At 46.1% G+C, this 21485-nt stretch carries 24 protein-coding genes; 5 read left to right on the forward strand and 19 right to left on the reverse strand.

Annotation, left to right across the window (positions count from 1 at the left end):
- Nucleotides 1-49 precede the first annotated feature (49 nt).
- The gene (locus KAI36_RS15715) at nt 50-1261 is read left to right on the forward strand and encodes an O-antigen ligase family protein (RefSeq protein ID WP_220025371.1); all 1212 of its coding nucleotides are present in this window, start codon (nt 50-52) and stop codon (nt 1259-1261) included.
- A 123-nt stretch (nt 1262-1384) separates the two neighbouring features.
- On the opposite strand, the gene KAI36_RS15720 is transcribed toward KAI36_RS15715, so the two are convergent.
- The 7 genes from KAI36_RS15720 to KAI36_RS15750 all read right to left on the reverse strand — a co-directional run bounded on the left by KAI36_RS15720 (nt 1385) and on the right by KAI36_RS15750 (nt 6992).
- A complete protein-coding gene (locus KAI36_RS15720; protein ID WP_220025372.1) occupies nt 1385-2209 on the reverse strand; it encodes a purine-nucleoside phosphorylase in 825 nt (274 codons plus the stop codon).
- A gap of 72 nt (nt 2210-2281) precedes the next feature.
- Nucleotides 2282-3226 carry a site-specific tyrosine recombinase XerD gene (gene xerD / locus KAI36_RS15725; protein ID WP_025723042.1) on the reverse strand — a complete coding sequence of 315 codons (945 nt, stop codon included), beginning with the start codon at nt 3224-3226 and terminating at the stop codon, nt 2282-2284.
- A 105-nt stretch (nt 3227-3331) separates the two neighbouring features.
- Entirely contained in the window at nt 3332-3574 is a 243-nt protein-coding gene (locus tag KAI36_RS15730) for a YqzK family protein (protein ID WP_023989220.1), read from the reverse strand.
- A 166-nt stretch (nt 3575-3740) separates the two neighbouring features.
- On the reverse strand, nt 3741-4238 hold the full coding sequence (gene fur, locus KAI36_RS15735) for a ferric iron uptake transcriptional regulator (protein WP_023989221.1): 498 nt from the start codon (nt 4236-4238) through the stop codon (nt 3741-3743).
- Between the two features lie 99 nt (nt 4239-4337).
- Nucleotides 4338-4991, reverse strand: a complete 654-nt coding sequence (spoIIM, locus tag KAI36_RS15740) for a stage II sporulation protein M (RefSeq protein WP_220025373.1) — start codon at nt 4989-4991, stop codon at nt 4338-4340.
- A gap of 188 nt (nt 4992-5179) precedes the next feature.
- Nucleotides 5180-6376, reverse strand: a complete 1197-nt coding sequence (locus tag KAI36_RS15745; RefSeq protein WP_075154400.1) for an endonuclease Q family protein — start codon at nt 6374-6376, stop codon at nt 5180-5182.
- A gap of 4 nt (nt 6377-6380) precedes the next feature.
- A complete protein-coding gene (locus KAI36_RS15750) occupies nt 6381-6992 on the reverse strand; it encodes an NUDIX hydrolase (protein WP_276572446.1) in 612 nt (203 codons plus the stop codon).
- Between the two features lie 121 nt (nt 6993-7113).
- On the opposite strand from KAI36_RS15750, the gene mciZ reads away from it, so the two are divergent.
- On the forward strand, nt 7114-7257 hold the full coding sequence (gene mciZ, locus KAI36_RS15755; RefSeq protein ID WP_076159536.1) for a Z-ring formation inhibitor MciZ: 144 nt from the start codon (nt 7114-7116) through the stop codon (nt 7255-7257).
- 71 nt (nt 7258-7328) lie between these two features.
- Here mciZ and KAI36_RS15760 read toward each other — a convergent pair whose 3' ends face one another.
- Nucleotides 7329-8462 (reverse strand): tripeptidase T, encoded by a 1134-nt coding sequence (locus KAI36_RS15760; RefSeq protein ID WP_220025374.1) that lies wholly within the window; start codon nt 8460-8462, stop codon nt 7329-7331.
- 85 nt (nt 8463-8547) lie between these two features.
- Here KAI36_RS15760 and prli42 point away from each other — a divergent pair, with 85 nt between their 5' ends.
- Entirely contained in the window at nt 8548-8652 is a 105-nt protein-coding gene (gene prli42 / locus KAI36_RS15765; RefSeq protein WP_023989226.1) for a stressosome-associated protein Prli42, read from the forward strand.
- A 121-nt stretch (nt 8653-8773) separates the two neighbouring features.
- Here prli42 and lipB read toward each other — a convergent pair whose 3' ends face one another.
- From lipB to KAI36_RS15795, 6 genes are all read right to left on the reverse strand, one after another.
- Nucleotides 8774-9472: a lipoyl(octanoyl) transferase LipB gene (lipB, locus tag KAI36_RS15770; RefSeq protein WP_025723036.1), complete on the reverse strand. Its 699-nt coding sequence runs from the start codon at nt 9470-9472 to the stop codon at nt 8774-8776.
- A gap of 45 nt (nt 9473-9517) precedes the next feature.
- Complete coding sequence (locus KAI36_RS15775; protein WP_220025375.1) at nt 9518-10909, reverse strand: dihydrolipoamide acetyltransferase family protein; 1392 nt, start codon at nt 10907-10909, stop codon at nt 9518-9520.
- Between the two features lie 87 nt (nt 10910-10996).
- Nucleotides 10997-11983 (reverse strand): alpha-ketoacid dehydrogenase subunit beta, encoded by a 987-nt coding sequence (locus KAI36_RS15780; RefSeq protein WP_220025376.1) that lies wholly within the window; start codon nt 11981-11983, stop codon nt 10997-10999.
- A 2-nt stretch (nt 11984-11985) separates the two neighbouring features.
- The gene (locus tag KAI36_RS15785) at nt 11986-13014 is read right to left on the reverse strand and encodes a thiamine pyrophosphate-dependent dehydrogenase E1 component subunit alpha (protein ID WP_220025377.1); all 1029 of its coding nucleotides are present in this window, start codon (nt 13012-13014) and stop codon (nt 11986-11988) included.
- A 140-nt stretch (nt 13015-13154) separates the two neighbouring features.
- Entirely contained in the window at nt 13155-14576 is a 1422-nt protein-coding gene (lpdA, locus tag KAI36_RS15790; protein ID WP_025723033.1) for a dihydrolipoyl dehydrogenase, read from the reverse strand.
- 126 nt (nt 14577-14702) lie between these two features.
- Nucleotides 14703-14936 (reverse strand): hypothetical protein, encoded by a 234-nt coding sequence (locus KAI36_RS15795; RefSeq protein WP_220028142.1) that lies wholly within the window; start codon nt 14934-14936, stop codon nt 14703-14705.
- A 209-nt stretch (nt 14937-15145) separates the two neighbouring features.
- On the opposite strand from KAI36_RS15795, the gene KAI36_RS15800 reads away from it, so the two are divergent.
- On the forward strand, nt 15146-15742 hold the full coding sequence (locus tag KAI36_RS15800) for a thymidine kinase (RefSeq protein WP_023989232.1): 597 nt from the start codon (nt 15146-15148) through the stop codon (nt 15740-15742).
- Between the two features lie 171 nt (nt 15743-15913).
- Nucleotides 15914-16690: a sporulation protein gene (locus tag KAI36_RS15805; RefSeq protein WP_220025378.1), complete on the forward strand. Its 777-nt coding sequence runs from the start codon at nt 15914-15916 to the stop codon at nt 16688-16690.
- 109 nt (nt 16691-16799) lie between these two features.
- Here the strand turns inward: KAI36_RS15805 and KAI36_RS15810 are convergent, their stop codons facing one another.
- From KAI36_RS15810 to KAI36_RS15830, 5 genes are all read right to left on the reverse strand, one after another.
- Nucleotides 16800-17204, reverse strand: coding sequence for a hypothetical protein (locus tag KAI36_RS15810; RefSeq protein ID WP_220025379.1), 405 nt, complete (start codon nt 17202-17204; stop codon nt 16800-16802).
- A 365-nt stretch (nt 17205-17569) separates the two neighbouring features.
- Complete coding sequence (locus KAI36_RS15815; protein ID WP_258382179.1) at nt 17570-18124, reverse strand: hypothetical protein; 555 nt, start codon at nt 18122-18124, stop codon at nt 17570-17572.
- A gap of 114 nt (nt 18125-18238) precedes the next feature.
- Entirely contained in the window at nt 18239-19939 is a 1701-nt protein-coding gene (locus KAI36_RS15820) for a methyl-accepting chemotaxis protein (RefSeq protein WP_220025380.1), read from the reverse strand.
- 324 nt (nt 19940-20263) lie between these two features.
- The gene (locus tag KAI36_RS15825) at nt 20264-21157 is read right to left on the reverse strand and encodes an IS3 family transposase (protein WP_220025381.1); all 894 of its coding nucleotides are present in this window, start codon (nt 21155-21157) and stop codon (nt 20264-20266) included.
- A complete protein-coding gene (locus tag KAI36_RS15830) occupies nt 21154-21450 on the reverse strand; it encodes a transposase (protein ID WP_220025382.1) in 297 nt (98 codons plus the stop codon). Before KAI36_RS15830 ends, KAI36_RS15825 begins: the two co-directional genes overlap by 4 nt.
- Between the last annotated feature and the right edge of the window lie 35 nt (nt 21451-21485).

The following is a 21485-nucleotide window of genomic DNA, read 5'->3' on the forward strand; positions in this document are numbered from 1 at the left end:
GATACGTTTTGTATATTATAGATACATAATGTATCTAGGTGGTGAAATCGTGAAACATGTACTTACAGTAGCTGGTTTGCTGGCTTTTTCGATTCCTTATGCTTGTCAGGGTTTGTCCCCCAGAGTGATCACGATTTCCGTGCTTATCCTGTTGTTCAGCTATACCATGCTACTACCTTCACTCAAGTCATTGATCGCAACCTTAGCCGACAATCCGTTACTGACTCTACTCACGCTGTACATCGCTGCCTCCTGTTTATGGGCTGAACAAGAACAGACCTCTTCCTTACTGATGGTCCTCAAATTCCTTGCCTTCTCTACCTTTGGGCTCTATTTGGTCACCCATTATACAACACAGGGCTGCATTCGCCTCTTAGTCGTTACGTTAAGTATTTTGAGCATACTCAATCTACTCGCCGTTTTGCTCGTTCCCTCCTTTGCCATTCATGGTGGAGTAGAACATACTGGGCTATGGAAGGGCATCTCTGGTCATAAAAATACACTTGGAACTCTCTCTCTGTTAAGTTTTGTTTCACATGTCATTTATTTTTTCAGGGGTAAACGTAAAGTTTTGCATATTGGCTTTATCTTACTCAATGCCCTATTGCTCATCGAGTGCCAATCTACCACCTCTTTGGTACTGTCATCTTCGCTCTTCGTATTTATATTGTTTATACTGCTATTCAAGAGAATCCGAAGCATTGCGTTGCGTGGTCTCTTCATTAGCTGTTCCTGCTTGCTCGTTCTTTTGGGTTTGGTATTCACCTTTACTTATGGAGATGCAATTGCGTCGGAATTCGGAAAAACAACGACCTTAACTGGAAGAACGGAAATCTGGCAGGGGATTGGTGGTGCTATTCAGAGCCATTACTGGTTCGGACATGGTTACGGCTCCTACTGGGCAGCCCGACCCAGTATCTATGCGAACGGAATTCGATTTGATCTGACAAGCAGCCATAGCGGTTTCCGTGATCTGTGGATCGATGTGGGTCTTATAGGACTACTGGCAACAATTACACTCGCCATAACAACTTTATTTAAATTCAGAATTGGCAAAGCAGATATGTATACATGGCTGACGGCAGCAGTTTTTTTTCTATTTATTGTATTGAACAATATAACGGACAGCCGTTTCCTGAACTCGCTAGCCATTTACTGGATCATTTTTATGGTTATTGTGATCAAGGTGCAAGAACGACATAAACTGGCTGTAGCAGAAAAAGCGAATTCAACTGCATTGAGCACACCCCCTCTTCATTAGGAGATCATACTCAGCTCAACCGCTGATGTAAAAAAGAACCCCATACCCACGCCATCAAAAGGCGATCGGATATGGGGTTCTTGGGATATATGTCCACCGCTTCGGTTGAACATGATCCCCAATCTACATTTGTGGAATAATCGCTAGCACAAGTTTTAAAAATTGCTCACGTACTTTCTCTGCCGTCTCCATCACTTCACCATGGGACAAAGGCTGATCCAGAATGCCTGCGGCCATATTCGTGATACAGGAGAAGCCCAGTACCTCAATACCTGCATGACGGGCTACAATAACCTCAGATACAGTCGACATACCCACCGCATCTGCACCCAGTGTACGCAGCATAACGATTTCAGCAGGCGTTTCATAGTTAGGCCCCAGCAATCCAGCATATACACCTTCTTGCAGACTGAAGCCCTGTTGGTTAGCTGTTTGCTTGGCAATTTCACGCAAGCGGCGGCTGTACGCCTCCGACATGTCTGGAAAACGAACGCCCATACCAGCATCGTTCGGTCCGATTAATGGATTTTGTCCTGTCAGATTAAGATGATCCGAGATGACCATCAGATCGCCTGCTTCGTAGGAAGTGTTTACACCACCTGCTGCATTCGTCACCAGCAGACTTTGAATCCCCAATTGCTTCATCACCCGAACTGGGAAAGCCGTCAGTTGCGGGCCATAGCCCTCATACATATGAAAGCGCCCTTTCATCATGACGACAGCGCGACCTTCAATCGTGCCTAACAGTAATTCTCCCTCGTGACCTTCTACCGTCGATACAGGAAAATGGGGAATATCCTGATAAGGAATACTAATTCCATCCTGAATTAAATCGGCTAGAATACCGAGACCTGATCCCAGAATAAGACCAATCTCTGGACGTATTCCGCTCTTGGCACGGATATAATCTGCTGCTTCCTGAATTGTAGCTTGGTTGGCTGTTGACATTAATATCTCTCCTGACTTGTACAATCGTAAAGTTATAGTCATTATCACATTTTCTATGAAAGCAAAGTATCGTTACGTTCGATCTTTGCTTTCATGAGAAGTGCGGTTGCCGCCGTGCGGGTGATGCTTTTCATATACTTCCTTCATATTCCGTCTGGCCGTCTGCGCATATACCTGCGTCGTTGACAGATCAGCATGACCCAGCATTTCCTGTACAGAGCGTAAGTCCGCTCCGCCCTCCAGCATATGTACCGCAAAGGAATGCCGCAACGTGTGGGGTGTGATATCCTCGCTTATGCCTGCTTCCTGGCCGTACTTCTTAATCATTTTCCAGAAACCCTGTCTACTGAGACGCTGACCAGATACGTTCAGGAACATGGCTTCCTGCTCTACCTGAGCTTCTTCACCCTGCCCGGATCTCAGCAATAATAGACGCTGCTCGTCCATGTAGGCTTGTGCCCACTGTGATGCCTCACGGCTGATCGGTACAACACGCTCCTTGCCTGCCTCGCCGCCACAGTGCACAAAGCGCAGATCGGTGCGGACATCACGCACGTTTAGGGCAATCAGCTCCGATACGCGAATGCCCGTCGCATATAGCAACTCCAGCATCGCCTTGTCTCGCACCCCTTGCGGGGCAGTCACATCCGGCGCGTCCAGCAAACGCTCTATCTCATCCTGCGTTAGCACCGAGGGCTTCTTTTTAGTCGCTTTGGGCAGCTCCAGCAGAACGGACGGATCATGGATCGTAATTCCCTCCCGAATAAGAAAATGAAAAAAGGAGCGAATGGAGGCGACGCTACGTGATATCGTCGCCGCAGCTTTTCCCTGTTCCTTCAAACGGCCCAAATACAGTACCAGATGTGACCGTTGGACGTTATCCGGCTGCTCAATACCACAGCTTTCTGCGAACTCGGCAAACTGCTGTACGTCCCGTTGATACGCTTCCAATGTGCTGCGCGACAAGCCCTTTTCCTCTTCCATATATTGAACGAAAGGTTGAATGTACATTTTCATGAGTTCCAAAAGTCTCCTTGTTCTGCATACAGCGGTTCAGTCTCAGCGTCTGCTTCTTCGTGTGCTGCGTTCATATCATAAGCTCATCAAGACCGATTAATTAGACTATTCACCATACCAGTAAAAGAAACGTAAACGTTCCAACACTGCTATTCGATGCTCGGACCCTTCATTTACTTTTTGCCCGCCAAATACCTTAACTGCATGTCCTTCCGGTATTCGGTAATGATCTACAGGTGTTATCCAATCTGTAAACAGCCTGAGGCTATAAAAGAACATACATGCCAGCACTCCGAACAATATTACCAAACGCAGCCATTTTAGTCCTCTCCGCAACGATAGTACCATGTGGATCAGCCGCCTTTTCCTCAGAATATAGTCCCTATTAGGACTCTCTATGGAAGGGTATGACAAGCTATTCCTTTTTATACCACTTAATCTCGAACAACAGATTCCTAACCAAAAAAGCTCTCCCGAACGCATCTTCGTCGGTGAGAGCTTGGGTAGTCAGCTTTTAGTCCTGAGATTTGTGTTTTCTGGATTTGCCCAAAGATTTCTGAGCCGTCGTATCGTTCTTCGCCTTACAACGATAACAGATACCGTGGAAGTCCAAACGATGATCCACTACGGTAAAATTATATTCCCGTTCCAGACGCTCCTCCAATGGTCCAAGCCAATCTTCCAGTATTTCATCTACACTGCCACACTGCACACATATCAAATGGTGATGGTGATGTTTGGTTGTATCGCCGCGCAAATCATAACGCGCAACGCCATCACCAAAATTAATTTTCTCCACGACATGCAGTTCACTTAGCAGTTCTAGGGTACGGTATACGGTTGCCAGACCGATTTCGGGAGCTTTCTCTTTGACGAGCATAAATACATCTTCCGCACTCAGATGATCATCTTCGTTCTCAAGTAAAACTCTGACGGTGGCTTCCCGCTGAGGCGTTAGTTTGTAGCCCTGGGATTGCAGCTGCTGCTTAATTTTTTCGATCCGTGCTTCCATGTGTCTCCCTCCCCCTGCAAAGCTACTGCCTACTGCACTTTTTTCACTCCTATTATTATAGGGGGTCTATACAAATAAAGTCAAACATTTTGAAACGGATCAAGATGATACGGAAGCTGTCAGCATAGGAGTGACCCATTGCATCATAACCGGGGTGATCCAAGTTTCAAAGGACGCGCTACCGATAAGAAGCACCATCATCACAGCAGTCAATCCTGCATAAGACAGCAACGGACGCAGCATCCCGTCTGACGGCCGGGTAGCGAGTATTTTGGTTTTGATCATATGGATGGAAAAAGTCATCGCAGCCACGCTGCAGACGAGCAGTACCGGAATGACGAGCAGGTTATGGGGAGCAACTGAAACCAAAGAAAATAGCAGTCCTTTCCACGAATATTGCCCCACCAAATAACCTACTGAAAATCCGATTAGCACACCCTTGAGGAAATTCAATACAAGAATGCCCGGTAGACCAATAACCGAAAGGCCACACACCCAAATTAGGCCGACCCATTTTAGATGTAAAGATACGCTATCCCAAAAGGTCGAAGCCGCCTGCGAATCAGCGAAGCCCTGTTCGTTTTGATTGACTGTTACAAAAAAATCCTTCAGGTAACGGGACAAATCCTGTAACTGCTCCAGCGAGAGTGCGTTTACCATAAGTGCGCCAAAGACGACTCCCACCAGAAACAGCACAGCCAAGAAAACATAATACGGCGTCTGATCTTTTAACGTATGACGAAACCATTGCATCGGCGTCCTGCCCCTTTCATCTGCTTGTTTGTCCAAAAAACAACCGTAATCCGACGGCTGATGGCTAGAAATGGGGCAGCTTTCACTGCAGATCAAGCATCACGAATGATGTGCCAAGCCAGCGGCATAGATAATTTATGGTTATGAACAAGCAGACGCTGATATGCCTTTAGAGGGACAAGACTTTACTAGGACTTAGCTATTTTGCCGTATGTTCCACCACCACCGGATACAAGCGACAGTCGCCCCTCGCGTGAAAGCACAATTTGCTCTGCCAGCACTTTTCCGACGACTGCTGCTAACTCCTCCTGTGTAACCTCATGTAAAATATTCATTTCTGTTCCAAATGCAGCCAATAGCTGGTTCAGCTTGGCTTTGCCCAGACCTGGAATAAACTCCAGGGGAATCTGGTAAATGTACGGCGGACGATGGGAAGGAATCATGGGCTGTTCACGGTCGGCAATGCTCCATATTCGATCCAGCACACCTCGCACCAGCTTGGTATGACCACAGTCAGGACAACGTTCATCCGCCATCTGTTGCTCATCAATAATCGTACCGCAGCTTTGACAGTAAGAACGATGGTATTTGCCCAGTTTCGGATTTAATCCGTAGTTGGCACGCACCCGTCGTCCTTCCCGCCGCTCCAAAGCCATTCTGAATTCATCAAAACACGGCTTTGCCAGTGATAATTTGTTGTATTCTCGTCCGATTTTCCCAAGTGAATGGGCATCTGAATTCGTGAGAAAGCTGAAGCGATCCAGTTCCGAAATCAAACCGGCCATAGATGAATCTGCGCTCAGCCCCAGCTCTACCCCGCTAACGAGCTCCATATCCAGTAGTTCCTCCATACGGGCCGCTGAGCTGCCGTATATGCCCTTATGAGGAGTAAACACGTGTGCAGGCACCATAATGCCTCCACGTCCGTAAATTTGCTGCTGCAACTCGCGTGGCGGTGCATAGATTCGTTGTGAGCTAAGATTAACATTTTTCATATGCCGGGCCAGCCATTGGGTAAAATCCTCCATCGCCGCCAGATCTGGAAAATAGGCCAGTACGTGCGCCTCAGGACGACCTTCAGCACGTATTTCCAGCTCCGTGCCAAGGAGAATAACCGTATCCCGGTAAGCGATACCGCCGCCGCTGATTTCCTTCATTTCACCCGTATGTAAATAGGTACGAATATCCTCCTGTACATTAGGTGCATGGCAGTCAATGATACCGATCAGCCCAATTCCTTTGCGACCGGAGGCTTCCTTAGCTATGTTGGCAAAGGTGAGATCGCGGCTGCCACTAATTTTGACCGGATTTCCCTTCTCTGTTCTGCCAATATGAATATGCAAGTCTGCAAAGTAGTCGTTAAGTTCTACTATATTTTCATCCATCCGCTTAGAAGCTCCCTGTATGTTGGCGGAGTTGCCATGCATAGACGGCCAGAATCGTTTTAGCATCACTAATCCGTCCTTCACGAATGAGCGTCTGTGCTTCTTCCAGCGTCACCTCAAACAACTCCAGGAATTCATCCTCATCCAGTTCCATCTCACCTAACTCCAGTTCTTCGGCCACATACAGATGAATGATTTCATCCGCAAAGCCAGGAGAGGTATAAAAGGAGTGCAGCAGCTTCAACGACTTGGCAGTATAACCTGTCTCTTCTCTCAGCTCACGCCCCGCTGCTTCCATCGGGTCTTCACCCCGCTCTAGCTTACCTGCAGGAATTTCTACCTCACAGCGCCCCATCGCCTGTCTGTACTGGTCCACGACCAGCATTTTCCCTTCATGTAGAGCCAAAACAGCCACCGCACCTGGATGCTTTACGATCTCACGCTTTCCAGTGGAGCCGTCGGGAAGCTCTACCGTGTCTACCTGTAATGTAATGACCTTTCCCTCAAAGATAGGCTGTGTAGACATGGTCTTTTCCTCCAGCGCAGGATTGGAATAAGGCTTGCGATGTGCATCGTTTGTTGGATTGTTCAATTGTCCGTTCGTTTGCTCGTTCATCGGTAAGTTTCCTCCTTCATATCTGTCTTTATTAATTATCACCAAAGTTAGTCTAACTTGTCCACTTTGTACATATGCTGGTGGTAGAATAACAAACTTCCTGTCATGAGGAGATGCAGAAATGAAAAGCTACCGTACTGAAAGCACCCTCCATATCGTTGGTAAAGCCTGGCAGATTCAAGCACTCTTGCGTCAGTGGCAAAAGGAACACGGACCTACCGCCACCATCGCTTCGCTAGCTGTTCCAAAAAAGGTTCAGGTCTAAAGACGAAGGAACGCTGTTCCTGTCTTTAACCTGAACCTTTTTTCAGTATGTTGCAAGTGTATGATACAAGTTTATTTTGTGGTTTCTTGAATCAGAGCTATGACAACTTCAGCAACCTTCACCAGGTCATCGGCCTTGATTTTTTCCTCTGTTGTATGGATGTTCTGGTAGCCCACAGCCAAATTCACCGTTGGAATTCCAAGCCCGTTGAATACATTAGCATCTGAGCCACCACCGGAATGGAAGGTCGGCGTTGCCAGTCCCAGTCCTTGAATTGCACGCTGTGCAACCTGTACAACTTCGTCATGCTCCGTAAAGCTGAATGCCGGATAGATGACTTCACTGCGGAACTCTCCCTGTGCACCAAATTCGCGTGTGGTGGTTTCCAGCGCTTCACGCATATGCTGGATTTGATGATTAACCTTTTCCTGCACAATACTACGTGCCTCTGCACTGATCAATACAAAATCGCATACCACATTCGTCGCGCCGCCGCCCTCGAAACTGCCGATGTTAGCGGTCGTTTCCTTATCAATCCGTCCTAGTTTCATTTTAGAAATGGCTTTAGAAGCGACCTGAATGGCACTAATGCCATCTTCGGGATTTACCCCCGCATGAGCGGACTTCCCAGTTATCTTCATTTCAATACGTGCCTGCGTTGGGGCAGCTATACAAATAGAGCCAACTTCACCATTCGAATCCAAAGCATATCCGAAATCAGAATCTAGCACTTCTGGCTTCATCGCCCGTGCACCCATCAAACCAGATTCCTCGCCAGCCGTAATCACGAACTGGATTTGACCATGGGGAATATTCTGCTCGCGCACGACACGAATCGCCTCGAACAAAGCAGCAATTCCCGCCTTGTCGTCAGAACCCAGAATCGTTGAACCGTCACTACGAATCCAGCCATCCTCACCCAACTGTGGCTTAATGCCTTTCCCCGGAGTAACGGTATCCATATGGCAGGTAAAAAATAATTTGGGTGCTTGCTCTACACCTTCCGCTTTCCAGGTGACGATCAGATTTCCTGAACCATGTCCGGTTCTTTCACGAGAATCGTCTTCCATTACTTCCAGCCCGAGTGCATTAAACTTTTCTTTTAGAACACGTGATATTTCCTGCTCATTTTTCGTTTCACTATCCACCTGTACGAGTTCCATAAATTCCTGTACGATTCGGTCTTTTACTACTTTTACTGTCATTAAACTTTCCTCTCTTTCCCGATTACGCTACAATACGGATAGATGTTCTTATCTATGACTTAAACCTATCCTAAAGGAGTTACACATGTCGAACAAAAAATGGGTTCGTTTTTTCGTCTACATTATGCTCGCAGCTATGATTGGTTCTACGCTGTTCATGGTAATTGAGCCGTTTATTATGCCACTATAATAACTATACCGCTCAAGGTATCCGGCTGCTCTAAGGCACTATTGAAGCCTTGAGTGGACGAGCTGTTACGTAAAGCAAACAGGCGGGCTTTCGTGTACATACACAATAGCCCGCCTTACCTTTATTGGAAAGAATGCGTTTGCCATTGCGCAGCAAATGAAAATTGCTGTTCAAAGAACGGTACAATTTCCTTCGCAATCTGCTCCACCGACATAGGCTTCTGTATGCAGTCCTCCAATGATGTCACACCGTATTCCTGAATTCCGCACGGGACAATGCCCTCAAAGCCCTCATGCTGTATCCCTGATTTGATGTTAAAGGCAAAGCCATGGCTGGTTACGAAGCCCCGACGGTGCTTACACTTGTTGAATTTGACGCCAATGGCCGCAATTTTAAGATTCCCGATCCATACCCCCGTATATTCAGGCTTACGGCTTCCCTCAACCCCATAAGATGCCAACAACCGGATGATCACTTCTTCCAGACTTCGAAGGTATCCGTGCAGATTCAGCGCCTCCCGGTTGCCGAGCATAAGTAGAGGATATCCGACAAGCTGCCCCGGCCCATGATATGTAATGTCTCCCCCACGGTCAATCTGAAAGACGCTGATTCCCTGCTCCTTCAGTTGCTCTGGTGTAAGGAGTAAATGTTCAGGATGCCGCTGAGAACCAATCGTATAGGTCGGCGGATGCTGGAGAAGCATAAGCGTTTCTCTTGCCTCTCCCGCATCCAGCTTTCCCACAATCTCCTTCTGGACATCCCATGCATGGGCATATTCCATCCTATTCGTATAGGTTACATCAAGCGGTCGTCTGTTCACGGCCTGTCACTTCCTCTCCGTACATTTCCCCCACTGTTCGGATGATTAGTACAGCTTCGTATCCAAAGTGTAGCCTTCTAGATTTTCTTTAACCCGTTGTAAGAATCGTCCGCAAATCACTCCATCCAAAATGCGATGATCCAGCGACAAGCACAGATTAGCCATCGAGCGAACCGCAATCATATCATCAATAACCACTGGTCTTTTGACAATGGATTCAAAGGTAAGAATTGCAGCCTGCGGATAGTTAATTACCGGATAAGATAAAATCGAACCAAAGGAGCCTGTGTTGTTTACAGTGAACGTTCCGCCTTGCATGTCGTCCAGTTTGAGCGTGCCTTCCCGGGTTTTACGTGCCAAATCGTCAATTTCACGAGCTAATCCAGCAATATTTTTCTGGTCCGCTTTTTTAATAACAGGAGTAAGAACGGAGTCCTCTGTACCCACGGCTAGCGAAATATTGATATCTCTTTTGACGATAATTTTGTCCACAGCCCACACCGAATTCATGATCGGATATTCCTTGATTGCATTCACGACTGCTTTCATGAGGAAAGCCAGATACGTAATATTGATGCCTTCTTTTTGCTTGAACTCGTTTTTGATCTTGTTGCGGAGCATTACCAGGTTGGTCACATCCACCTCAATCGTCGTCCATGCATGTGGAATTTCGGAAACGCTTTGTCGCATATTGCGAGCAATTGCACTGCGAATGGGTGTAACATCAATAAAATACTCGGATCTGTTATTGTTGCCACCCTCAACTTCGATCACAGGAGCTTTTGGAGCCTCCGTCAAATGAATCCCACTGTTACGAACCGGAATAGCAGGGTCCATATTTTGAATCGGTGTACTGTGCTGAGTGGCAGACTGCTGTCTTCCTGCAAAAGGAGAGCCTTGTCCTGATGTTGTCGTAGTCGGCTGTCCAGATACTCCAGTGGGAGCAGAACCGCCCTGCTGCACATAATTCAGCACGTCTTTGCGGGTAATTCTCCCCCCCATGCCCGTGCCTGGTACTTGGCTTAAGTCCACATTATGCTCAGCAGCCAGGGTTTGCACCGCTGGGGAAAAACGTCCTCTCATGGACTGATCCGATCCAGCACTCTGCTGAGATTGTGTTTGTACGGTACTTTGAGATGCTGGTGCAACAGGTGTCGCTCCTGATGCCGCCGCAGGTGCAGCCGACTTCGTCTGGATACGGCAAATTAACTCGCCTACCGCTACTGTCTGACCTTCCTCTGCCAACAGATCACCCATAATGCCGTCCAATGTGGATGGGATTTCTGCATTCACTTTATCTGTAATAACCTCGCAAATCGGCTCGAATTGCTCTACCGTTTCACCAGGTTGTTTGAGCCATTTGGCAATTGTCGCCGATACGAGCGATTCTGCCAATTGTGGCATGGTCACGTCGTTCCATTGTGTTTGGTCTGACATTTTTTCAACTCCTTAACATCATAGGAGGGCGCGTTTTACCGCTGCCCCCGCTATATTTTGGAATGCTTTCGTCCAATCTAGCTTTTATTAATACATTGCAAGACGGCGCATGGCTTCCTTAACTTTATCCTTGTTTAACATATAAAACTTCTCCATCGGTGGACTGATCGGCATGGCTGGTACATCAGGAGCACATAGACGCTCAATCGGCGCATCCAGCTCGAACAGACACTCCTCATTAATAATTGCCGATACCTCGGCACCGATGCCGCCCGTTTTGTTGTCCTCATGCACGATTAATACCTTACCTGTATGTCGTGCAGCCTCAATAATGGCTTTGCGGTCCAGCGGTTGGAGTGTGCGCAAATCCACAACATGTGCGGTAATGCCCTCTTCCTTCTCCAATTCCTCAGCAGCCTGCATGACAAAATGCAAAGGCTGGCTATATCCGATGACCGTAATATCGTCACCCTCACGTAATAGATTAGCCTTGCCAATCGGAACGATATAATCATCCTCAGGCACTTCACCCTTGATCAGCTTGTAGGATTTTTTATTTTCAAAAAACAGCACTGGATCAGGGTCACGAATGGCTGCTTTCAGCAATCCTTTTGCGTCATAAGGTGTAAATGGAGCAACAATTTTCAAACCCGGCGTACCAAAAAAGATAGATTCTGGACACTGAGAGTGATACAAACCACCAAAGATACCACCACCGATTGGCGCGCGGATTACCACAGGACAGTTCCAATCGTTGTTAGAGCGGTAACGGATTTTAGCTGCTTCACTTATAATCTGATTCGTCGCCGGAAGCATGAAGTCCGAATATTGCATTTCGGCAATCGGCTTCATTCCGTACATGGCTGCACCAATCGCAACCCCGGCAATAGCCGACTCAGCTAATGGCGTATCCATGACACGTTGCTCACCGAATTGGTCCATAAGCCCCTTTGTCGTTGTAAAGACGCCACCCTTCACCCCGACATCCTCACCTAATACAAAAACCGTTTCATCCTGCTCCATCTCTTCTTTCATGGCAAGACGAATCGCATCAATATATTCCATAATCGCCATCGTTACCGGCCCTCCCCATCGCTATCTGCATACACATGCAGCAGCGTATCTTCGGGCTTTGGAAAAGGCGCATTATCTGCATATTCAATCGCTTCCTTGACTTCGAGCAACAGCTCAGCCGACAGATCCGCATCCTTGGCCTCATCCCAAATGCCGCATTCAATCAAGTAGCTTTTCATACGGGCTACGCCATCCTTGGCCCAGTTCTCATCCACTTCTTCCTTGGTCCGGTAAGCCAGATCATTATCCGAGGTGGAGTGAGGAGACAGACGGTACATCATGGCTTCGATCAGCGTAGGACCTTCACCGCGGACAGCACGTTCCCGTGCTTCCTTCACCGCCGCATATACGGCCAACGCATCATTACCATCGACTCGAATCCCTGGAAAACCATATCCCAAAGCACGGTCGCTTACCTTGCCTGCCAACTGTTTATGAATCGGAACCGATATCGCATATTGATTGTTCTCGCACATAATGATGACTGGCAGCTTTTGTACACCAGCAAAGTTACAGCCTTCGTGAAAATCTCCCTGATTGCTGGAGCCTTCCCCAAACGTAACAAACGAAACAAAATCCTTTTTCTGCATTTTGGCAGCCAAAGCTACACCCACTGCATGCGGAACCTGTGTCGTCACTGGGCTGGAGCCTGTCACAATACGCAGCCGTTTACTACCAAAATGACCTGGCATCTGGCGGCCACCGCTATTGGGATCATCTGCCTTGGCAAATGCCGATAGCATTAGTTCGCGCGGCGTCATTCCTACCGCAAGCACGAATCCATAATCCCGATAATAGGGAAGAAAATAGTCCTTTTCCCGGTCAAGGCCGAAAGCTGCACCTACTTGTGCCGCCTCCTGTCCAATGCCAGAAACGTGGAAATTAATTTTCCCTGCCCGTTGCAGGAGCATGTTGCGCTCGTCAAATCTTCTTGCGAGCAACATATATCTGTACATATCAATAACTTGTCCGTGAGTAAGTCCCAGCTGTTCATGTCTGAAGCCAGCGTCTACAGCGCCTTTAGAACTCATTGAGGCACCTCCTTAAGTGTCAAACATCCTACTTCCAGTACCTAGTACCATCTTGTCTTAAAACCTGGTACTAAACTCTGGCTAACCCCATTATAATCCTTTTCTCCCCAAAAAGAAAAGCACCGATTTATTTGAAACGTTTATATGCCAATCGCCTGTCCATCAACGGCCAGCATCGCTTCTCCCAAAATCTCCGACAACGTCGGATGCGGATGAATAAGCTGTCCGACTTCCCACGGCGTAGCATCCAGCAGTTGCGCAAGAGCGGCCTCGCTGATTAGATCCGTCACATGCGTACCGATCATATGTACACCGAGAATATCATTGGTCTTCTCGTCGGCCACTACTTTGACGAAGCCGTCCCGACTGCCGTATACTAGCGATTTTCCGATAGCTTGAAAAGGGAACTTCCCTGTCTTCACCTGATGTCCACGCTCACGGGCTTCTTGCTCCGTTAAGCCGACGCTCGCGGCTTCAGGACGTGTATAAATGCACCGCGGAATCAGATGGTTAGGTACACTGTGAAACTCTTCGCCCGCCAGATGATGAACCGCCTGCAAACCTTCATGGCTTGCCGCATGCGCCAGTTGTAAGCCGCCGATGCAATCTCCAATGGCGTAAATATGTGGTTCATTCGTCTGCAAATGCTCATTAACCGAGATAAAGCCACGCTCTACGCGGATATCCGTATTTTCCAGCCCGATATTTTCCACATTTGCCTGACGCCCTACAGAAATGAGCAGTTTGGAAGCGCTGAGGGTTTCGGTTTCTTCCCCTTTTTGCACGTCAATCTGTACGCCTTCCTCATCTTTGCCGTATGTTTTAGCCAGCACTTGTGAACCCGTCAGCACCTTGACACCACGCTTGGTTAATAAACGCTGCATTTCACGCGAAACGTCTTCGTCTTCCGTGGGAATAAGTCGATTCGCGGCTTCAACCACTGTAACCTCCACGCCAAAATCATTTAGCATGGAAGCCCATTCCACGCCAATAACACCACCGCCCACGATAATCAGGGATGCTGGAAGCTCCTCCATAGTTAACGCTTCGTCACTGCTCAGAATAAATTCGCCATCTGGCTCCAGTCCGGACAGCACACGCGGGCGTGATCCCGTTGCAATAATGAGTTGTGCAGGAACAATCGTTTCCATCTCACCATCTTCTAGTTCCACAGCAACTGCCCCGCTTTTTGGAGAAAATATAGACGGCCCAATCACGCGCCCCTTACCACTCAGCACCGTAATTTTATTTTTACGCATCAAAAATTGAACGCCCTGATGCAGCTGCTCCACAACGGCTTCCTTACGCTCCTGAACCTTAGGAAATACAAGTTGTGCTCCCGATGTCTCAATACCGTATTGTGCACTTTCCTTAATCGTCGCATATACTTCCGCACTGCGCAGCAAGGCTTTACTCGGAATGCAACCGCGGTGCAGACAGGTTCCACCAAGCTTGTCCTTTTCGATGATAACCACTTCCTTGCCTAGCTGGGCGGCACGAATGGCTGCTACATACCCCCCGGTTCCTCCACCCAAAATAGCGACATCACAATGTATAGTCATGTTTCTCCTCCATTAACAATTGATTATATATAGCTTATTGTACTCTCTTTATTTCACTGTACAAAATATAGCATTTAGGCATAGGCTACAAAAAAGCTAATCCTTTAATCCAATTATCTTTCCATATCATTCATATAGCGCATCTCGTAATTTGGTAGACATCCTTGAACTTTGTGCTGATTTGGCTCGCAGCGCCTTGCGAAATGATTCATTTTGCTTGCGCAGAAAGTTCAGCTCTGTCTCCAGCTCAGTGATGAGTTCTAGAGCTTGCGGGCTGATCAGCCCTTGCTCCAGCAATGCTCCTTTTTTGGCACTATAATCCGTAATTTTTTCGTCCATGCCTTTCACTCTTCCCTTCATTCCACTACGCTTCACCATATCATGCCAGAGGCGGCAGAGCAATGACGACCACATTTACGTTTTAGGAATAGACATACAACAACATGTCGAAAAAACAATATATTTTCTCTAGTCTGTATGCGGCTGGTTATGGTAATCTATAATGGCGTTTTCTTTCGGAGAAGAAGATTTACAGTGTTATGTACATGTTACAGAGAGGGGAATTCGCTTTGCCTACAGGACGAATTACGATTATTACAGGCCCCATGTTCAGTGAAAAATCCGGTGAATTGATTCGCCGCTGTCAAAAACTAATCCAATACGGGCATCGTAAAGTGGTCGCTTACAAACCCGCTGAAGATAACCGCTATGCCGAGGACGAAATAGTAAGCCGGATCGGATATCGGCTGCCCGCTATCTCTATCCCAAGAAAACTCACAGATGAGCTCGTTCAGCGTATTTTGCAAGAAACAAAAGATGCCGACGTGGTTGCCTTTGACGAAGTCCAGTTTTTCAGTCGTCATATTATGTCGCTCGTACAAGAGTTAGCTTATTGCGGCAAGCATGTAATTGCCGATGGGCTGAATCTGGATTATCGAGGCAAAGAGTTCGGCTATGTCGGTGGTCTGCTCGCCATGGCGGATGACATCGAGAAGCTGACTTCCTTTTGCGCTGTATGCGGTAGCTCGGAAGCAGTATTTACGCAACGTATGGTGAATGGTAAACCTTCCACTGTAGGACCTATTGTGATGATCGGTGACTCTGAGGCTTATGAGCCTCGCTGTCGAAATTGCTTTATACCTCCTCATAAAGTGAACTGCGATTAGTAGACAGATAGATCGACAAGCTGCAATATGCCTACGTGAGTACCAGTGACTTTTTTCTTGCATTTTTTTGGAACGATTTGAACCATTGCCCCGTATATCCGGTTAAGCTGTACAAGTTTTTAGTTTTCGTTTGTATATCATGACCATGAGGTTATCTGGGGGGACGGAATAATGAGTTTTTTTAACAAAATCTTAGCAAGCGCAGGAATCGGTTCAGCTAAAGTCGATACGCTGGTAGATCAAGCCGTATATGTGCCTGGGGAAGAACTTAGTGGCATCATGCGCATCAAAGGCGGCAAAATTGATCAGGAAATCGGCAAAATTGACATTGAGCTCAAGACTGAATATATCGTGGAGCACGATGATAAAAAAACTATCACCACCTGCTGCATTGCACGGATCAAGGTATCTGACGGCTTTCATCTAGAGCAAGGACAGGAGCTTGAAATTCCTTTTTCCTTCAGATTGCCGTTGGAAACTCCTGTTACTCACGCCAAACAGCCCGTCTGGCTGGAAACAGCATTAGATATTGGCATGGCTTTGGACCCAACCGATCGTGATTCACTAAAAATCGAGCCACATCCCTATATGAATACAGTGTTTGAGGCGGTTCACCTGTTGGGCTTCCGATTCCGCTCCTCCACCTGCGAACGTCACCCTAAGCTGGGACGTGGTGTTCCGTACGTACAGGAATTTGAATTTACGCCCGGATCAGAATATGCACGTGATATCGAGGAGCTGGAGCTGATTATGCAGTTGGAACCCGAGGGTGTGCATGTGCTTGTAGAAGTAGACCGCAGAGGCAGAGGGTTATCTGGTTGGCTTGAGACTGCATTTGATATGGATGAGCGTCATGCCTGGTTGAGCTTAAGCCGGGAAGAGCTATCCTATGGACCAGATCACATAGCAGATGCGTTAGAGGAATTGATTGACAGGCAAATTAGATAACACTGTAAAACACAAACAAAAAACTCCTAACCAATTTACTTACATACGGTTGGGAGTTTTTGTTAATTATAAGAATTCTTTTATGATGGTCCTCAATCGTCTGTATAAACTAAAGTGGCAACATATCCTGTCTTTCCGCCTTATGCTTACACTCTTTGCATACCCCATACAGCGATCCATTGTCATCCGCATAGAAGGTTAATTTGTCTTCTTTTTTACAAAATGAGCATTTTTGCTTGCCTGTGCCCTGGATAGAGTCAGACAGTCCAAATCCAGTTGGGGCCTGAATACCTGCTGCTTTTGCATTCGCGCGTGAACCGGAAGACACTTTAGACTTAGATTCATTTCCGATGCGGGATTGTCGAGCGGACTTACGAGGACGAAATTCAACGACATTACTGCCCCGCTGTTCATTCACTTGTTTGTTGCTGCTGCGACTACGCCTTGCTTTAACAATCCAAACCAACGCCACCAACAACACGCCGAAGAACACCCAAGTCAGACTATTCCACATGCTCTCATCCCCCGCCTTTGCTTTAGAATTAATTGGGTTAATACCACTAGCCCGTTCCAATGCGATGACTTAGCCTATAGCTTTATTCATTGAAATATACCCGTTATACAGCCTCTGTGCTGTTCATCCAATTGTCTACCCATATAAAAATCGTACCCTCCATTGCAACATCCGACTCGCCTCTAAGCAAGAAATTGAGCATGTTAGGTAAATCATCTTTTCCTGAGGGGTACATTCACCCGTTTTACAAATTGTACATCATCCTTTTGAAAAACGATAATATCCCCTCTATGGAATTCGTTCTCCTTATCATAATGCTTATCTACTGCCCAATGGTGAGAACAAAAATTCCCCAGATGGCTCCATTACTCCCCTTGATAATAAAAATCAATGAATCTTTTCGTCAACGGATTAAACTTATCAAAGCGTTTGCGATGCGGTAAAAAGCCTGACTTATGTACTTGTTCTGCTAGTGTTTCTACATGTTCAAATCGCTTGAAAAAGGGCAATGCGAAAGTGTAGATATCTTCAATAATCTCTTGGATCACCCGTTCTCTTTCTGCTTCTGTGGACACGAGGTAATCCCTGTTTCCCGTATATTTCTTGGTGAGAGCAATCAGCTCACTGTGAAAACAAGCCCCTGTACTATACTTCTTTTTTATTCTTTTGGATTCTACGATAATATAAACTTTTAATGCACCATATTTCGTCGCACCAAAACAAATTTCAAATATAAATTCCTTGGTTTCTTTTTTCAAAACTTTTCTGCTTTTCAGATATTTAAAATCATTCAAAAATGATGTAGCTATGATTTTTTCTATCGCTAACTGACGTAGGTCACTTGCTTTAAGTTCAGTCTTATTGTCCATGATGTCACTCCAACCCAAAGAATTTCCCACCATTATATCATATCGTTCCAATTACAGGCTCCTCATATCTCCACCCTTTAATCACAATATATTAATAAAAAAAAGAAAAAAGCCGCTCACAATAGAGCAGCTAGTTCCTCTGAAACATAAAAAGCAGTATACGAATTATACTTTGAATTTACCAATTTGCCCTTGCAGGTCCTCTGCCATCGTAGACAGGTTTCTTGCAGACGAAGCAATTTCCTCCATGGACGCCAGCTGTTCCTGAGTTGCGGCAGATACGTGTTGTGTCCCTGCTGCGGCTTCCTCAGCAATCGCTGAAATTTGTCTGACAAAACCAACAATCTCATCTGTACTTGCAGACATTTGTTCTGATCCGGCAGAAACCTCTTCAATTTCACTGGCCACTTTATTTACGGTTTCCTGAATTAGTTCAAAGGATGCGCCTGCATTTTGTACAACTTCACGACCTGTCATGACATCCTTCCCGTTGGACGCTACCGCCTCAATAGCATGTGTAGTATCCTTTTGAATCAATCCCACAAGCTCCGTAATTTGTTGGGCAGAATGAGCCGATTGTTCGGCCAACTTGCGAACTTCGCCTGCAACCACAGCAAATCCGCGACCATGTTCCCCTGCGCGGGCCGCTTCAATCGCAGCGTTCAAGGCAAGAAGGTTGGTCTGACTAGAAATATTGGTGATAACATCAATGATCTTGCCAATTTCGTCTGAGCGCTCTCCCAATCCAGCCATGAGATCTGCCAATCCATTCATCGAATCATTCACGGCATTCATCTGCGTAACTGCCTGTTGAATCATCTGGTTACCTTCGGCCGATTTATGGGCCGCATCTTGCGCAGATGCGAATACATTTTGCGCGCGGATGGCGATTTGCTCAACACCGATAGACATTTCTTCAATAGCTTGGGACGATTTCGTCACCATATCTACCTGATCTCCTGTTCCAGTAGCTACTTCTTGCACCGTTTCGGTTATTTGTGCAGAAGCTTGGCTATTTTGCTCTGCGCTAGCCGTCAATTCTTCTGAGGAAGTGGTTACCAACTCAGTCGTCTTACTCACAGATTGAATCAGTTGACGAAGGTTCTCAACCATGACATTGAAGGAATGTGCCAACGTACTGATCTCGTCCTTGCCCTTCACAATGATAGCTTCACTTGTAAGATCACCCGACGCAATACTTTCAGCAGCACGACTGATCCGCAAGATAGGTTTAGAAATAATTTGAGCTATGATGATTGCCATGATCAATGCTAATATAACGGCTGCTATACTCAAAACGATGACCAATTGTCTCCCTGAAATAAAGTTGTCAACAGCTTCTTTCGTAGTCTGTTTAGATCCATCTGCATTCAATTTAATGAGCTGACTGATCATATCGTTTGAACTATACCACAACTTATAGGACTCTTGATGAAGGATGCTTGATTGAGTGTAATCATTAGCTTTCCCCGCTTCAATCACTTCTGGCAACTTAGCCAAATACTCCGTATAATTTTTGGAGAATTCTTCGTACATTTCGCGTTCTTTAGGGGTAGCAATTAATTTTTCGTATGTTTTGCGGCCTTCCTCAACCTTTTTTAAAACCTTATCATATTCGGCCTGAACCTTCTCCATTTCCTCTGGGTCACGTTCTACAATAATATTTAATGAGAGCCGTTCAACATCAGATACATCACCATTTAGTGTTCCCAGGATGGTCACACTAGGCATCCAATGGCTATCAATTTCCATCGAAGTGTCACCTAGGTTTTTCATTTTTGAGATAGATACTGTACTAATCACGATCAGCAGGATTATTACCGCAAGAAAACCCAATATCAATTTTGTTCGGATGTTAAATTTCATATATTCGCTCCTCAGTTCTCTTTATATTAGATACTATATCGACAAGAAACGACACATTGTTTATATCAAAATTAAAGAGAATTTCAGAACTGTTTACAAAAGGAATATTTTTCTTCGTGATGGATGTTGCAACTGATTCAGATCTATTTTATAACCTCGTGGAGAGCATTATGTTTTAGAATCCCCAACAATTGTACCGTCATATAGCGAGGGAGATGCTGAAAATCTTTATTCACTTATTCCATCAAACTTATAAGTTTTAAAAAAAGGATACCCAGAAATGAAGTGAACCCTGTCAAGTAGACAGCTATCAAAAAGCAATAATTAAGCAGCCTGAGTCCTGTATTCATAAGGAGTCAGGTTGTTTAGTTTCTCTTGAAAGCGTTCATGGTTGTAGAAATGGATATACTTTTGAACAGCATGCTCCACCTGTTGAGCTGAATGGAAGGCGTGGAGATAGAAACACTCGGTTTTAAAATGACTGAAGAAGTTTTCTATACATGCATTGTCCCAGCAGTTCCCTTTTCGGGACATGCTGGCCTGTATTCCGTATCGCTTGAGCAGGTTGGTATATTGGCGAGAGGTATATTGAAATCCTTGGTCGCTATGCAGTAGAACACCTCGCGCATCCTGTCGCTTCCTTGCCTTTTTCACTGTATCCAACACCAGGCTCAAATCGTTTCTGCGGCTGATCTGGTAGGCAACAATTTCGTTGTTAAAAAGATCCTGAATCGCGGAAAGGTAGAGCCTCTGTCCATTGAATATGAGGTAAGTGATGTCTGTTACCCACTTTTGATTCAACTGGTCGGCCTTAAATTCCCGGTTTAGATGATTGCCAGAAATGACATAGGCTTCTTTCTTGCCGTAGTAAGGTCTCTTCCTACGAATGATCGCCTTGATTCCTAGTTCACCCATAAGTCTCCGTACACGCTTATGATTTATATGTATGCCATAGATTCGATTCAACCAAACCTTCACCCTGCGGTAGCCGTATATTCCTTTCAATTTCTCGTAACAAGCCATGATTTTTAGCTTCATGGTTTCATCTTCCCGCTGTTTTTGTGAAACGAACATCTTTCGCTTTATCCATTTATAAAAGCCGCTTTTGGATACTCCGGCCAGTTCACATAGTAGTACGATGCTATGTCCCTTACTAAGCAATTCTTGGATCACCGCAAACTTTTTACTCTTGGGTACAGCCTCCATTCCTCCTTTCACATCTGCAAGAGCTTTTTTAGCATTTCATTTTCTGCTTCAAGGCGTTTCAGCTTGACCTCCGGATCTTCGGGGCGTGTTCGAGGTCTGCCGATGCCAGGCCCTTTTGCTTTGCCTCGTTTTTCCTCTAGACCTTTCATTCCCTCGGCTTTGAAGTGTCTCACCCATCGGCGAACCAGCGAAGCGTCAATCTCCATTTCTCGTGCCACGTTTTTATATCCGATTCCCTTGTTGAGGTACAGATCCACTGTCTTTTTCTTGAAGCTCACATCGTAAGTTTTTCTTATTACTCCCATAGAAAAATCCCCTCCATAATAGACAGATTAGTCGG

It is taken from the genome of Paenibacillus sp. S02, from assembly GCF_019454065.1.
In the GTDB taxonomy this organism is placed as follows: Bacteria; Bacillota; Bacilli; order Paenibacillales; family Paenibacillaceae; genus Paenibacillus; species Paenibacillus polymyxa_B.